Origin of the sequence: uncultured Methanobrevibacter sp., from assembly GCF_902788255.1 — an archaeon.
In the GTDB taxonomy this organism is placed as follows: Archaea; Methanobacteriota; Methanobacteria; order Methanobacteriales; family Methanobacteriaceae; genus Methanocatella.
This window is the reverse complement of the sequence record NZ_CADAJR010000007.1, coordinates 50183-64981: the sequence shown is the minus strand read 5'-3', so window position 1 is coordinate 64981 and position 14799 is coordinate 50183. Positions and strand designations below refer to the sequence as shown.

The window sequence follows — 14799 nt, the reverse complement described above, 5'->3', positions numbered from 1 at the left end:
GATGTTATAGTTTTTGAAAAAAATTACTCCAATATCAAAATCCTCATTGGAGGAGAACAAAACATGATTTTCCCATTATCAGAATTCATAAATAAATTACAAAAGAAATTCAAGTGGTATAAACCTGAAGCGGAAGGAGTAGTATTTGTTGATGCCAAAAATACAAGTAAAAAATGCCACAAATGCAACCACATAAATGAAGATTTAGCTGTGAAAACACGAGATTGGATTTGCCCAAAATGCGGAGAAAAGCTGGATCGAGATGTCAACGCAGCCATAAACATACTTAACCGGTGGGACCCTGGGGATTGCCTAGAAAGCACTCAATAAACGATTGAGCAAATAAACATGAAAAATCTAGGAATCCTCGCCTTCTTCAAGGCGAGGTTGTTCAAAGTATGATGATATAATTGATTCTAATGAAATCATATTTCAGTGATGGTGCTGATAAAAAACTTTTTAATGCTTCAATTGATGAATGAGTATTGGTGTATCTGGTTTGAATTGTAAACACTAAAAAAGAGAAAGTTAAGGTTTGTTGAAACTCCAGATCAAATCAAGGGCTTCTCCAGGTTCCAGTGCGCCTGAACGGGTTTCCCTTAAAATTCTTTGTATTGAAAATTTTCTCATATATGGGAATTTCCTGTGGACCTCATAAAGAAGGGGACATCCGAATCCTTTGAATGTCATTAAATCATAGTTTTTGATTAAGGATTTTATCTCTTGCTTGCCAACACTTAAACTTGCCGGAAGGTTCAAGCGATATAATGAATCCTCTTGTAAATTTATGCATTGACTGCCGGTTGCAAGCATATCACCAAATATAATTATTGGAATTTCGTTATCTTTTGCATATTTTTTGACAAGCTCACCGGTATTTTTGGAGCATCTTCCGCAGGGGTGAACATTTCCGGTAAATGACTCTGAAATTATTTCACCATAGTCCGCATTGATGTAGGTATGTTGGATGTCAAGCGCTTCGGTTAGATGTTTGATGTTCTTTTTGAATTGGTTGGGCAGGATGATGGTTCCCGGATCAACAGTAACTGCAACCGGATTGAAACCAAGTTTTTTGGCTAAAATTAGGGAAAAGCTACTGTCAACACCACCTGAAAGTGCGACAACAGCTTCAGTATTGTGGGATTCCTCGAATTCATTTTCTTTGAAGTATGCATCAAAATTAAAACTGTAAATATTCTCCAGTTTATTGTCTATAGTTTTTTCAAGGTTGTTGAGGCCGACTGAATTCAAATCAAGATTATGCACTGTTTTTTTGGATAAATTCAGCTTGTATTTCTTGTTTAGAAAGTCGCCATATGATTCTACATGGATGCTTTCAAGACCTAATTTTTCCCGGAGTTTTCCAACAACCCAACCGCCTTTGCCGATGATGGCAGATTTGTCCGGACGGTCCTCTGTAATAATCCACAACTCGTTATCCTTGAAGTAAATCTCCTCAATGAAAATGTTTACCCTGTCATGGCCGATTTCAGAGCGGATATTGTTGACCTCATTTAAAATGAATTCCTTATCATACATTGTATCTAGTTATGATTGAACTACTTTAAATAGTAAGCTTTTTAGGAGTGTCACTTCATCATCGGACATTTCTGAAGTGACCTTCCTTTCCCATTCGTCAATCATTTTTATCAGCTCATCAGTTTTTTTCATGCCCTTGTCGGTAAGTTCCACGATTTTTTGACGTCTGTTTGATGGGTCCTCTCGTCTTGTAATGTATCCCAAATCCTCAAATTTCCTTAAGAGTTTGGCTGTATATCCTTCACTGACCTTAAACAGTTCCACCAGTTCCTTTTGTGTTGTTTTCTGTGAAAATCTCACTCTAATCAAAAATGGAATTTCCGCACGGGTTATTTCTGTTTCATCAAGCAGGTCCCTAATGAATTTACCGTAATTTGCTATCATCTCTTCAACGTAATGGTAAATGAAGATGTTTTCTGAATTTTCCTTTTGAAATTGTTCCGGCAGTGCCATATTATCCCTCGATGTGATATTTGTTGGTTCTGATTAATAAAAGTGCCAAATCGATTATCATAACTGCAATTGCTGCAATCATAACATATTGGACGCCCATTCCGACAACTACCGCTCCGGCGATTGTTGTTCCAAGGGTCACGCCGACATTTCCCATACTTAAAAATATTCCGTTTGCAAATTCCGGTGCATCTGGTGCCGCTGACACCATCAGGTACTGTGATATGTCATTACCGATACCTGCAAGTAATCCCCAGAACACCATTAATGCTATCATTGGTATTTTTGCACCGCTTAATATGAAAACACCAATCATCAGCACTGAAAATATGATAGGGAATGTTAGAACGGTAAGTTTGGATTTGTTGTTTAACAGTTTTGCTCCAACCCAGTTTCCAACGATTGATGCAACCCCATAAATGAAGAGCACTATGCTCAATTCTGTTCCAAATATCTGTGTAATGGAATTGAGGAACTCTGCGATGTATGAATATGCTGTGTACATTCCTCCGTTTAGGAATATCACTCCAAGAACTGAAATTATGAACACTCCTGTTGTTGCCACCTTAACCTGGCTTCCATATGACTGTTCCTTTCCTGGAAGGGCTGGGAAAAATATTACTGTAGCTATCAATGCGATGAATGTCACCAGACTGAACCAGAGCATTGAAAACTGGTATCCGAAGTTTGTTGCAACGAATGTGGTGATCGGCACTCCCACAATCATTCCCGCAGACACTCCCATTATGACCTTGCTTACCGCATCCTGTGCCTTTTCAGGCTCAACGATTTCAGCAGCAACGGTTAAGGCCAAACCGCAGTATATCGGATGGAAGATTGCAGGGATAATTCTGCATATCAATGCTATGTTAAAATCACTTACAAATGCACCTATTGTTGAGAAAACTGTAAACACGGCAAGGACTAATGTGAAACTTTTTTTGCGGTCGAATTTTGAAAAGACCAATGGCATGAATATTCCACAGATTGCTATTGTAAGTGCGAATAGGCTTACAAACAATCCTGCCTGGGTAATGTCAACGCTAAAATATTCGGCAATTTGGGGTAGAATTCCTACTACTCCCATTTCAGTACTTAAAACTCCAAAAGTACCTAACATCATGATGTATATAATAAGATTTTCATTCTTCATAATAACACTTTCATTAATTAACTATTTCATTAGGAAAGATTTATATTTAATATATCCTATATAGTATATAAAGTTAATGTGAAAACTGAAACATTAACTGTGCGGAAACATGAAGTCTTGAACTTTGTGGAATAGATTATTAACTATTAACATCAAATTTAAATTGAGGAATAAATTTATGGAATACAGAAAATTGGGCAACACTGGAATTGAAGTGTCCGAGATTGCATTCGGTGCGGAATTTCTGGTTGAAAGGCCATATGAGGATACTGAAGAATTGATCAGAGCATGTGAAGCTAATGGAATAAATTTTGTTGACTGCTGGATGAGTGAACCTGATGTGAGGTCACATTTGGGTAAGGCCATAAAACCCAACCGTGAAAATTGGGTGATACAGGGACATATCGGTTCCACATGGCAGAACAATCAATATGTAAGAACACGTGATATGGATAAGGTGATTCCTGCATTTGAAGACTTTATGGAAAGATTTCAAATCGATACACTTGACTTTGGTATGATTCATTATGTTGATTTGATTGAGGATTATGAAAATATAATGAACGGTCCTTTCATGGAATATGTAAGAAAACTCAAGGATGAGGGAACAATCGAACACATTGGATTGAGTACTCACAATCCTGATGTGGGGATGTTGGCAGCTCAAAACCCTGAAATCGAGCTTTTGATGTTTTCAATAAATCCAGCTTATGACATGTTCGGTGCAATGGAGGACATTGAAGAGTACAGAAAAGAGGATGCATATGATGAATCACTGTTCGGTTTAAATCCTCAAAGGGCAGAAATATATGAGCTTTGTGAGAAAAACGGCACTGCAATAACAGTGATGAAGGCCTTTGCTGGAGGAAACCTTCTCAGTGATGAGACTTCGCCGTTCGGTGTTGCATTGACTCCAATTCAATGTATTCACTACTGTCTTGAACAAAAGGATGTGTCAAGTGTATTTGCTGGTGTAAAAACCGTCCAGGAACTTGAGGAGTCATTGAAATATTGTTCTGCTACAGATGCTGAAAAGGATTATGCTGAAACATTAAAGAACGCTCCAAAACATTCATTTGAAGGACAGTGTACATATTGCGGACATTGCCAGCCATGTACCTCTCAAATCGACATCGCAATGGTGAACAAGTTATATGATTTGGCCAAAAACAAGGATGAGGTTCCGGCAAGCATACAGGAGCATTATAACAATTTGAAATTCAATGCAACTGATTGTATAGCATGCGGGGACTGTGAGCCTAGATGTCCTTTCAATGTGCATATTGTTGATGTGATGCTTGATGCACAGGATCTGTTCGGATTTTAGGTGATGTGATGCAATACTTGAATTTAAACAATGGCATTAAAATGCCAATACTTGGATTTGGAACATATCAGATTCCTCCTGAGGAAACAAAACGTGCCGTGCTTGATGCAATCGATGTGGGATACAGATTGATTGATACCGCACAGGCTTATCAAAATGAAAAGGAAGTTGGTGAGGCAATTTCCGAGTGTGGAATCCCAAGGGAGGAATTGTTCATCACAACAAAGGTGTGGATTGAAAACTACGGATATGAAAACTGCAAATCTTCAGTTTTGGAGTCATTGGAAAAATTAGGTCTTGACTATATCGATTTGGTATTGCTGCACCATCCATTTTCAGACTATTATGGTGCTTACAGGGCTCTTGAAGAATTATATGAAGAGGGATTGGTTAAATCCATAGGTGTTTCAAACTTCTACCCTGACCGATTGTGTGATATCTGTCTTTTTGGCCGCAAGGTTATTCCGGCTGTCAATCAGGTGGAGACAAATCCTTTCAATGCCCAATATCTTGCTCAGGCCAACATGGAGAAAAACGGTGTGCAGATGTCAGCATGGGCACCATTTGCCGAAGGCCGTGAGGGAATATTTGAAAATGAAACTTTGGTAAAAATTGGTAAAAAACATGGAAAAACCTCTGCACAGGTAATTCTCAGATGGTTGGTTGACAGAAGCATAATCGTTTTAGCAAAATCCACTCACAAGGAAAGGATGGCTGAAAATATCGACGTGTTTGATTTCGCACTTGATGAGGAAGATATGTTGGAAATAATGGAATTAGACAAGTCCAAAAGCATGTTCTTAGACCATAGGGATCCTGAAACTGTGGAATCGTTTGACGAGATTGTGGATAGTGGAAAAAACAAAATTGATAGTCAGAATATTTAATTTTTTTTCTTAATTGATTAATTTAATATAATTTGTAAAACAAATATTTCAGTGATTATTATGGCGTATCAAATTAAAAACAAGAAAAATATTTCAACAATTGGTGTACATGCTGGTCAGGAAGAGGTTGACGAAACCGGTTCAAGGGTAACACCGATTTATCAGACAACATCATATGTATTTGACTCACCTGAACAGGCTGCAAACAGATTTGCACTTACAGAAGCAGGTAACATTTATACAAGATTAAACAATCCTACCACTGAAGCATTCGAAAAAAGAATGGCTGCCATTGAAGGGGGAACTGCAGCATATGCAACCGCATCAGGTATGGCTGCAATATTTTATGCGATTATCAACCTGACTCAGGTTGGTGATAATATCGTATCAGCAGATAACCTTTACGGCGGAACATATGAGCTATTTGAAAATACCCTTGAGGAATTGGGAAGAACTGTGACATTCGTTGACTCACAGTCTCCGGATGAGTTTGAAGCAGCTATTGATGATAGAACCCGTGCAATATATGTTGAATCAATTGGTAATCCTAAATTGGACATTCCTGATTTTGACAGGTTGGCTGAAATCGCACATTCACATGGAATCCCATTAATTGCGGATAATACTGTAGGTATAGGTTCTGTAAGACCATTTGACCATGGTGCAGACATCATTGCATCATCCGCCACCAAATACATCGGCGGTCACGGTACCACTTTAGGCGGAATCGTCATCGAAAAGGGTGACTTTGACTGGATGAACGGAAAATTCCCTACACTATCTGAACCTGATGACACATACAACGGCTTGATTTTTGCTGAAACATTTGGTGAAGCAGCTTTTACCACAAGACTCAGGACAGTTGTTGGTAGAGACACCGGTGCAGTACCTTCACCGTTCAATTCATTCCTGCTTATGCAGGGTCTTGAGACATTAGGATTAAGAATTGAAAGACATGCATATAATGCAATGGAGGTTGCAAAACACCTTGAAGCCCATCCTAAAGTCGCTTGGGTAACATATTCAGGTCTCGAATCCTCACCGAACCATGAGGTTGCCAAAATGTATGCCGAAAAGGGTTATGGTGGAATCGTTTCATTCGGTTTAAAAGCAGGTTATGACGGTGCATTGAAATTCATCGAAAACGTTGAATTGATTTCATTTTTAGCTAATATCGGAGATGCAAAATCCCTTGTTACTCATCCTGCATCAACCACTCATTCCCAACTTACTGAAGAGCAGCAGTTATCCACTGGAGTTACACCTGACTTAATCAGGTTTTCAGTGGGTATTGAGGATATTGAGGATATTCTCGCTGATGTTGACCAGGCTTTAGATAAAATTTAGTTTTTGGTTGTGTCATAATCATGGAAAACGTTATCGCCCAACAATTGGCAAAAATTGAAGAGGATAACAATGTAACCATATTGTATGCCTGCGAATCAGGTTCAAGGGCATGGGGCTTTGATAATGTTGAAAGTGATTATGATGTTCGTTTTATTTTCAAAAGAAATGACTTGAAGGAATATCTCTCCATATCAAATCAAGATGATGTCATCGAATTGATGGATGGGGATTTGGATATGGTCGGATGGGATATTAAAAAGGCACTTTATCTGCACTACCGAAGTAATCCCAACCTGAGGGAATGGCTAATAAGTCCTATCAGATATTTGGACTTAAAAACAGATGTTTTTATAGGATTGCCTGACTTTGACACATCCGTTCTGAAATACCATTATACAAGCATTGCAGTCAATAACTGGAAGAAATTGTCCAAAAAAGATTTGGAAATCACAAAACGAGTCATAAAAATGTATATGTACAATTGCAGGTGCATATTGACATGGATTCTTTTGGATAATGGTTTAAATCCTCCAATCAATATTTTTGAACTGTTGAGTCATTTTGATGGTGAAATTAAAAAGGATATATGTTATATGATTGATTATTATAAGGGCAATTGTTGCTCTGATTTGGATTTTGATGTTTTAGATAGAATCAATCAGTGGATGGAAATTAATTTGGCAGTAATGAAAAACACTTTTCCTAAAAATGATGACGGGCGCGATTTAAAATTGTATGATGATAAATTTTTTGAAATACTTTCCCAGGATTTCGAAAATTATATAATCGATAAAAAGACTTTTTAACTTTTAATGCAAATATAATAACATTGGTGATAAGATGGATTTTGATGAAAGACGTATTGATTTAGTTAAGGCTTCTATTAAAAATGTCAATTCAGGTCAAAAAATCATTTCAAAAGTATTAGATAATAAGGTTAATGTTTTCTGGCCAAAGGAAGATGAATATTTAGGTAATGAATCAATTTATGATCATTTGACATGTGATGATGCTAACTGGTCCTATTCAGAAGGAGGACAGGCAACCATTGAGCGTGTAATTCCTGGTGATGGGCAGATATCCGACAAAGGTCATCCTGAAACAGAAGAGGTTACTGTTGTAAATCTTAAGGTCAACACAACAAAGGATGAGGGTCCACTTATAAAATTGGCTTTAGAACATCCTGAAAGTCATGTGAGAATTGCTGCAATTAAAAAAATTACAAATCCTACTGTTTTATCCAGTATTATTGTCAATGATGAGGATAATGCTGTCAAAAAAGCTAGTTTGAACAGATTGGATGAGCTATTTATTGAATAATTGTTTTTAGTTCATATTTTCTTCATGTAGCTTATCTAATATTTCCAGTTGGTATGGTTTAACCTTATTGTAGCAGTGAGGTATCTTTAAAAGTTCATCAAAACATTTAAGGGCATCATTCATATTTTTCATTCTTCTTAATGTTATTGCCTTGTTGAATAGTGCCCAATAGTAAGTTTTATCAATTTTTAAACATTTTTCAAAGCATTTGAGTGCATCTTTATATTCATCAAATAAAAATAAGATACATCCTTTCTGATTGAGAGTATCTATATCATTTTCATCATCTTCCAAAATCAGGTTCATTATCATCATGGCCTGTTTCGGATTTTCTTCAATTAAAAGGAGTTTCAGGCTTTTCATTTTCAAATTGTCTATTTTTGACTTTCCCAATTGGGGCATTTTAATCATCAATTCATTCTGAAGAATAGATTTGATTTCATTTATCAATGCCTGTATTGAATTTCGGGATTTTTCATCTGTTTTCATAGCTTTTTCATAACAGTCCATTGCATCCCACAGTTTATTTGATTTTTTATATTCCAATCCTTTTTTTATCAACTCATTTGCTGGTGAATTGTAAGTGTTCAAATCGATTTCAACATCACTGTCAATCAATTCTAGTATCTCGTTTTTAAGGAGTGTGATGATATTATTTAAATTGGGATTGAGATTAATTGCCTTGTCATAGTAGTATAGGGACTGTTCGTAATCTTTTTTATTTTTGGATATTATGCCTTTGCTTATAAGTGCTGATGAGGTTTCATTAAGGGATAGTGAATGGTCAAAATATTTTTCAGCATCATCCATGCGGTTTAATTTCATCAATGATGATCCTTTTCCGTTAAGGGCTTCAATATTTTCGGAATCGATTTTCAATATTTCATCAAAAATTTCAATTGCCCTTTCGGTGTCATTTTGAATATAACCCATTGCTTCATCAATTTTTGATTTAATATCCTCTTTCATTATAATCCCATGTCTTGTCGTTTTTGCCTTTAGTATGATAGGTAAAATGAAAAGATTAAAAGAATAGCATTTAAAATATTCCAATAATATGATGGAATTATTTTTTATTAAAAAACGATATTTATTAACTACATAAAATACATACTCAATAAATAAGTTTTTGCTATTATTTTAACATTTATAAATGAATTTATAGTCAATATGTAATAAATCACATAAAGGGGTTAATTGTAAAGTATTTGCTTTCATTAAGAAAAATCAGTTTTTAATTTAAATGGGGAGGTAATTAAGAAAGTCTTTTCTTTATGTAAGTTATATATAATCAAGGCTAAACATTTAATATGTATCGATTTTGAGTAATGTTGAATTGTAACGGACATTTCGAAGTAGTAAATCTGATTGTACAGATAAATATGAAAGTACTCTAAATCTCAATAAAATCTCGTCATTTGATAAATTTAAGCTAGTATAAATAGATTTTATTCAACAATTGTGTTTTTGATGATTCGATTAATGCATTAAAACAATAGATAGAATTTTAAATAATGCTAAAGATAGTATTATTAATAAACACTTTACAATTTAAGCTTAAATAAATAAATGGGTTAGATAAAAATGTCTGAATTAAAATACATGGGTTTGTCCTTGGATGAAATATTAAAAAACTTGAACAACTGTAAAAGCGTTATTGAAAATCAGGAAGAAAGTATTGCTCAATTTAGGGATATTATCCTAACGGCTTCATATAAAAGAGTGTCCAGCAAAAGAAAAAAATCTATATTTCTCGCTGGTGCCGGAAGGTCAGGATTTGTGGCAAAGGCTTTTGCAATGAGATTGATGCATCTGGGATTTTATGCATATGTATTCAATGAAACAATTGCCCCTCCTGTAAATGATGGGATATCATTATCATTGTTTCAAAATCAGGTAAATCTAACTCCATTACACAAATAGTTGAGGATTCCAAATTGGACAATGTTAAATTTTTGGCTGTATGTGGCAATACTGAATCTGAACTTGCACAAAAGGCTGATGCACGCATTGTCATCGATTCTCTTCCTCAAACCCTCGTCAATCTCGAAGACAGTGATGTTGAAAAGTTCATGGAGGGTATGCCTAGAAGTTTGGTTAACTTTGAAAGTGATGAGGAAATAAGATCTAAAATCGATAATCTTCCTAAAAAATCTGCAGATTTATCAAGTAATTCTGTTTGGAATGCAGTCAATGAATTGCCAGCAGAAATTAGGGGAATTAGTAACATTTACCGTCCATTGGAATTGATATTGATGGGCACTGCTTTTGAATTGTCCGCTTTAGTGTTGCTTGATGCATTGGTCAGCGAGTTGATGCATAAATTAAATCTACGTGAAAAAGATTTAAAATCTTATCATGATGTTTTAAGCAGTTCAATTTAATTTTCATAGTATCATAAATAGGTAGGTTGGAATATGAGTGATTTAAGGACAGTAAAAACAGTGATTCTTGATTCATCAGAGTCAGGAATACTATCTACTAAATTAGCAGCAGTCAATAATAAGGTTAGATTTTCAATATTGGAAATTTTAAGGGATTTTGAGAAGACCAATAAAACAAAGGATGGTGCATTTAAAAAGGAGCCATTATATTCCCGTGAAATCAATTCTATTCTTTTAAATAACTATAATGTTAATATCACTACTCAGATGCTGGGTCAGCATTTAAAGCAACTAGTTGAAGCTGAACTGATTGAGGAGGTTGCCGTCAAAAAGGAGGTGCCAAACAAAATCGGCCGCAGAAGTGTAAAGGGTTTTACATTAAAGGAAGATGCATTTGAGGATCTGTTTTTGGATGTGAGCTTTTTATCAGATGAACTTTTAACTTTCTTTGATTTATATAAATCCAACCAAAGGTTTTCCGATGGTCAGCACTGTGTTTTAACCATATTCAATGGAATAGATAAGGGTAAAACATTCAAGGTTCACAAGGATGAAACCGTGCTGATTGGGCGTAAGGCCAATTTTAATGCTAGTGATTTGGCATCATTTACAATACTTTTGGACAATAAGTATTCAACAGTTTCCAATGTTGCAAAACCTCATTTAAAATTGTTCTACAAGGAAGATGGATGGTATATTCTTGATGAGGGAAGTTCCAATGGAACATTTATAGGAGATAAAAAAGTTCCGATAGGAGTTGCCAAAAAACTCAATGCGAATTCATTTTTAAAATTATCCAAGGGAAATGGTGCTGCAGTTATTTATTGTTCATTTTGATTAGATTTTTAATCTAATTGGTGGTTTATGTGTGTTTAGATAAGGCAAAACACTTAATTGAGAAATTTTTCAATGGAAAATTTGAAGTTAAAAAATTTCTGGGAGAAGGATCATTTGCAAAGGTTTATTTAGTAAACCATAACTATTTGGATACCTTGATGGCCATAAAAATCGTTAAGGAGCCGTTAAACATATCCACCAATAAAAAAGAAATTTTTAGTGAGGTCACCCTGGCCTCTCATTTGAGGCATGAAAATATCATAAGCATCTATGATGCTGCTGAAATAACTGATTTTGAGGATGGAAAAAGTCATGCCTATTTTGTTATGGAGTATGTGTCCGGAGGAGACTTGGAGGAATTTCTGAATTCATTTATTCAAAATGACATGTTCATGCCGGTTGGGCGAAGTCTTGACTTGATAAAACAGATTTTAATGGGACTTAACACTTTACATTCTGCAAACCCGCCTATCGTTCACCGTGATTTGAAACCGAAGAATGTTCTGTTGAGTTTTAATTCATCTGGAGACATTGTAATTAAGATTTCCGACTTTGGTTTTGCAAAGGCGGTCACAACGGGTATCTCAGACATTGACATTGCCGGCACAAGACCGTTCATGGCTCCTGAAATTTTCAACAAATCCGTTTCAACAGGTAGTGACGTCTATGCGGTAGGGGTCATGTTCTATCAATTGCTTACCAATTGCTATCCTTATGATGTTGACAAGTATACAAATGAGGAACTGATTGATTTAAAACCTTGGCAAGAAGAATTGAAACCTCCTAGCTATTATAACAATAAGGTTTCTCAGGATTTGGATAGGATAGTTCTCAAATGTCTTGAAGTGGATTCATCTTTAAGGTATATTGATGCTGGTGATCTTTTAAATGATGTTGAAAATGCAATCGATGTGTATAAATCAAAACAGGTTGTTGCAGATGATAATCATTTCGATGAGTATCTTGATGAGTATAATGATTATGTGATTAATGATTCCGTAAAAAAGGCATTGGATTTGGCAAAATGTGAAAATGGTTTGGGAGTGGCTATTGAGATTTTGGAAAGGGAAATCCTTAAGGATTATGATATCAGAAGATATTATTCGGAAACCCTAAGGATGTGGAAATCTGAAAAACCTGATTTAAAATTAATTTCCAAGGCATTCACTGTAAATTTAAAAGCTAAAAACTATAATTTGGCATGTGATTTATTAAAAGAAGCAATTGCATACAATCCATCTATAAAAAGCAGATATAATGATTACATTGATTTGTGGGAGATTTTTATTGGTCTGGAAAGTCATAAAAGCTTATTTAAATCAGTATCGCTTCTTGAAAACCTTATGGATTCAAGTGATGAAATCAGAAGAATCTATGAAAACCTAATTCCTGCACTTAAGACGTATTCAATTGAGGAAATTGTTGTAGAGGCAATTCGTCTTATAAATTCAAATGATTTGCTTTCAGGTGCCAATCTTATGGAATTTGCCGTAGTTTGTGATAGAAATGTAAGACGAAAGTATGAATACAAACTGTCACTGTGGAAACAGAACATGAAAATGCATTTCAGACATTCAAGTGAAGTAAAGGCTAGCACTGTCGATTATGCAATTGATCTTGGTACAACAGATTCCGTTCTTGCATATTTCAATAATGGAACTCCTTTAATAATCAAAAATCATCGTACTGGAGAGGAATTCACACCTTCGGCCGTGCTGATGGATGATGAGGACAATATTGAAGTGGGTGCCGGTGCAAGGGATGCCATTCTTAAAAATGATGATAATGCTGTTTCTGAATTTAAATACAATATGGGATTTTCAGTTCCGTTCAGATTTAAAAAATCTTCAAGGGTTATGTTTCCGGAGGAATTGTCTGCTATAGTTTTAAATGACATGAGACTTTCAGCCTATATTGATATTGGAGTAATTATTGAAGATGCAGTCATCTGTGTGCCTGCAAATTCGAATCCTCTCAAAACAAGAGCCGTCAATGAGGCTGCAGACCTTGCGGGACTGAGGTCACATCCACTTATTTTGGAACCTGTTGCGGTTTCTCTTGCATATGGTTTGGATAATCGAAATGGCATTTGGATGATTTATGATTGGGGTGGTGCGACATTCAACGTTAGTCTGATTCGCAGTATCAACGGGGAATGTGAACTTCTTGCGACAGACGGTTTGGAGAGTTTCGGTGGAAATTCATTGGACTGGAGGATTGTAAACGAGCTATTCAAGCCAAAAATAGTTCAAGATTTGAATCTTGATGATTTCAGAAATGACAATCCTAAATATATTTCTTCTTTTGTCAAACTCAAGAATGCTGCTGAAGCAATCAAAAAAGACCTGACTAATGATGATGTGGCAGATATATCCATCTCAAATCTTTTTGATGGTTATGACTTTAAGTATACCTTGGAAAGAGAGGAACTTAAACAAATCATTGCGCCTTTAGTAGAACATACATTTAAAATGTCTAGAAACCTCTTAGATGATAATTCATTTAATGATGGAGACATTGAAAAGATTATCCTTGTTGGTGGTTCTTCATTAAGTCCTATTATACAGGAATGCATTAGGGATGAATTTGAAATTGAAATTGAGTCAACCATAAATCCGTTGACCGTTGTATCCCAAGGTGCGGCAATTTATGCGGGAAGCATTGAAAAACATGATGTGGAAATCAAAAGAGAACCTCTTTCTGTGATTTTTTCAAGGAATAATAATCATATTATTGGAAAGGTATTTTCAAAAGACCTGAAATCCGCATTTTTAGGTTACTCTATATCGTTTAAAAATGAAAATGGCATGATTGAAGTTCCTTTAGGCATTGACGGAAACTTTAAAGTTAAAATTGAAGACTTAAAATATGATGTCATGGTCCATAATAAAGGCAAATCCGTTAAGATGGATGAAAGGTCACCATCAGTCATTCATGGCAATAAAATTTATATTCCGTACTTCAATAAGGAATTTGACTTAAAAACTACGTTAAATTCACATCAGATTATGGAGAAATACTCAAGGATGATTAAAGAAATCGAGTATATTAATGATTACTCAACATTTGATGGGAGAGAGGTTCAGGATTATATTGAAATGCTGTTGGAAATCGCAAGAAGAGACGATATTGCAATTGGACAGTGTGAAATTTACATTGATTATTTAAATGCGTTGGTTGAGGATGCAAAAGGCAATCTTGAATATTCAATGCTTTTGGAAAATGTAAAACAAAAAATTGAGGTTATTGAAAGGAATAATCTATTTGAAATTGGGGACATTGATGAAATTATAAAAAATAAGGACCTTGATAAATTAAGGGAAGTTTACAACAGACTTATTGGAGAGTATGTGGCCTTAAACAGAAATGATGTAATAAGGCAGTGCTATTTCAGCTTGAAACTTGATGGAATTTTCATCAACAATGAGCAGTTGGCTGAGAGTTTATTTAAAAATGCCCAGGATGCATTGAATGAAAATGATTATATGAGACTGTTTGAGATTGTGGAATTGCTTTGGGAACTTGATGAAAGGTCTAACGTTAGATAGTGAT

At 35.4% G+C, this 14799-nt stretch carries 14 protein-coding genes; 10 read left to right on the top strand and 4 right to left on the bottom strand.

Going from position 1 to position 14799, the window contains the following annotated elements; genetic code table 11:
• Window positions 1-330: transposase (locus QZV03_RS02985; protein ID WP_296874225.1), on the top strand; the 330-nt coding region annotated here is incomplete at its 5' end.
• Between the two features lie 198 nt (window positions 331-528).
• Here QZV03_RS02985 and QZV03_RS02980 read toward each other — a convergent pair.
• The 3 genes from QZV03_RS02980 to QZV03_RS02970 are packed head-to-tail and all read right to left on the bottom strand — an operon-like array spanning window position 529 to window position 3145.
• Window positions 529-1539: a 7-cyano-7-deazaguanine synthase gene (locus tag QZV03_RS02980; RefSeq protein ID WP_296874224.1), complete on the bottom strand. Its 1011-nt coding sequence runs from the start codon at window positions 1537-1539 to the stop codon at window positions 529-531.
• 9 nt (window positions 1540-1548) lie between these two features.
• The gene (locus tag QZV03_RS02975) at window positions 1549-1992 is read right to left on the bottom strand and encodes a MarR family winged helix-turn-helix transcriptional regulator (RefSeq protein ID WP_296874223.1); all 444 of its coding nucleotides are present in this window, start codon (window positions 1990-1992) and stop codon (window positions 1549-1551) included.
• A 1-nt stretch (window position 1993) separates the two neighbouring features.
• Window positions 1994-3145 carry an MFS transporter gene (locus tag QZV03_RS02970; RefSeq protein WP_296874222.1) on the bottom strand — a complete coding sequence of 384 codons (1152 nt, stop codon included), beginning with the start codon at window positions 3143-3145 and terminating at the stop codon, window positions 1994-1996.
• A 178-nt stretch (window positions 3146-3323) separates the two neighbouring features.
• On the opposite strand from QZV03_RS02970, the gene QZV03_RS02965 reads away from it, so the two are divergent.
• From QZV03_RS02965 to QZV03_RS02945, 5 genes are read left to right on the top strand one after another with little or no spacing between them, the layout of a single operon-like run.
• Window positions 3324-4472, top strand: coding sequence for an aldo/keto reductase (locus QZV03_RS02965; RefSeq protein ID WP_296874221.1), 1149 nt, complete (start codon window positions 3324-3326; stop codon window positions 4470-4472).
• Between the two features lie 8 nt (window positions 4473-4480).
• Window positions 4481-5359 (top strand): aldo/keto reductase, encoded by an 879-nt coding sequence (locus tag QZV03_RS02960; RefSeq protein ID WP_296874220.1) that lies wholly within the window; start codon window positions 4481-4483, stop codon window positions 5357-5359.
• 60 nt (window positions 5360-5419) lie between these two features.
• Window positions 5420-6706 (top strand): O-acetylhomoserine aminocarboxypropyltransferase/cysteine synthase family protein, encoded by a 1287-nt coding sequence (locus QZV03_RS02955; protein WP_296874219.1) that lies wholly within the window; start codon window positions 5420-5422, stop codon window positions 6704-6706.
• A 20-nt stretch (window positions 6707-6726) separates the two neighbouring features.
• On the top strand, window positions 6727-7512 hold the full coding sequence (locus tag QZV03_RS02950; protein ID WP_296874218.1) for a DNA polymerase beta superfamily protein: 786 nt from the start codon (window positions 6727-6729) through the stop codon (window positions 7510-7512).
• 34 nt (window positions 7513-7546) lie between these two features.
• On the top strand, window positions 7547-8026 hold the full coding sequence (locus QZV03_RS02945) for a hypothetical protein (RefSeq protein WP_296874217.1): 480 nt from the start codon (window positions 7547-7549) through the stop codon (window positions 8024-8026).
• Window positions 8027-8032: 6 nt separating this feature from the next.
• Here the strand turns inward: QZV03_RS02945 and QZV03_RS02940 are convergent, their stop codons facing one another.
• Entirely contained in the window at window positions 8033-8995 is a 963-nt protein-coding gene (locus tag QZV03_RS02940; protein ID WP_296874216.1) for a tetratricopeptide repeat protein, read from the bottom strand.
• A 615-nt stretch (window positions 8996-9610) separates the two neighbouring features.
• Here QZV03_RS02940 and QZV03_RS02935 point away from each other — a divergent pair.
• The 4 genes from QZV03_RS02935 to QZV03_RS02920 are packed head-to-tail and all read left to right on the top strand — an operon-like array spanning window position 9611 to window position 14795.
• Window positions 9611-9949 (top strand): hypothetical protein, encoded by a 339-nt coding sequence (locus QZV03_RS02935; RefSeq protein WP_296874215.1) that lies wholly within the window; start codon window positions 9611-9613, stop codon window positions 9947-9949.
• Window positions 9898-10410, top strand: a complete 513-nt coding sequence (locus tag QZV03_RS02930) for an SIS domain-containing protein (RefSeq protein WP_342764221.1) — start codon at window positions 9898-9900, stop codon at window positions 10408-10410. Before QZV03_RS02935 ends, QZV03_RS02930 begins: the two co-directional genes overlap by 52 nt.
• Before the next feature lie 33 nt (window positions 10411-10443).
• Complete coding sequence (locus QZV03_RS02925; RefSeq protein WP_296874214.1) at window positions 10444-11247, top strand: FHA domain-containing protein; 804 nt, start codon at window positions 10444-10446, stop codon at window positions 11245-11247.
• Between the two features lie 29 nt (window positions 11248-11276).
• Window positions 11277-14795: an Hsp70 family protein gene (locus QZV03_RS02920; protein WP_296874213.1), complete on the top strand. Its 3519-nt coding sequence runs from the start codon at window positions 11277-11279 to the stop codon at window positions 14793-14795.
• Window positions 14796-14799 lie beyond the last annotated feature (4 nt).

What these genes read in the sequence shown, in the direction of transcription:
- QZV03_RS02955 (WP_296874219.1), top strand. Translation starts at nt 5,420, where the DNA reads ATGGCGTATCAAATTAAAAACAAGAAAAATATTTCAACAATTGGTGTA.
- QZV03_RS02950 (WP_296874218.1), top strand. Translation starts at nt 6,727, where the DNA reads ATGGAAAACGTTATCGCCCAACAATTGGCAAAAATTGAAGAGGATAAC.
- QZV03_RS02945 (WP_296874217.1), top strand. Translation starts at nt 7,547, where the DNA reads ATGGATTTTGATGAAAGACGTATTGATTTAGTTAAGGCTTCTATTAAA.
- QZV03_RS02935 (WP_296874215.1), top strand. Translation starts at nt 9,611, where the DNA reads ATGTCTGAATTAAAATACATGGGTTTGTCCTTGGATGAAATATTAAAA.
- QZV03_RS02960 (WP_296874220.1), top strand. Translation starts at nt 4,481, where the DNA reads ATGCAATACTTGAATTTAAACAATGGCATTAAAATGCCAATACTTGGA.
- QZV03_RS02940 (WP_296874216.1), bottom strand. Translation starts at nt 8,995, where the DNA reads ATGAAAGAGGATATTAAATCAAAAATTGATGAAGCAATGGGTTATATT.
- QZV03_RS02970 (WP_296874222.1), bottom strand. Translation starts at nt 3,145, where the DNA reads ATGAAGAATGAAAATCTTATTATATACATCATGATGTTAGGTACTTTT.
- QZV03_RS02975 (WP_296874223.1), bottom strand. Translation starts at nt 1,992, where the DNA reads ATGGCACTGCCGGAACAATTTCAAAAGGAAAATTCAGAAAACATCTTC.
- QZV03_RS02980 (WP_296874224.1), bottom strand. Translation starts at nt 1,539, where the DNA reads ATGTATGATAAGGAATTCATTTTAAATGAGGTCAACAATATCCGCTCT.
- QZV03_RS02965 (WP_296874221.1), top strand. Translation starts at nt 3,324, where the DNA reads ATGGAATACAGAAAATTGGGCAACACTGGAATTGAAGTGTCCGAGATT.
- QZV03_RS02925 (WP_296874214.1), top strand. Translation starts at nt 10,444, where the DNA reads ATGAGTGATTTAAGGACAGTAAAAACAGTGATTCTTGATTCATCAGAG.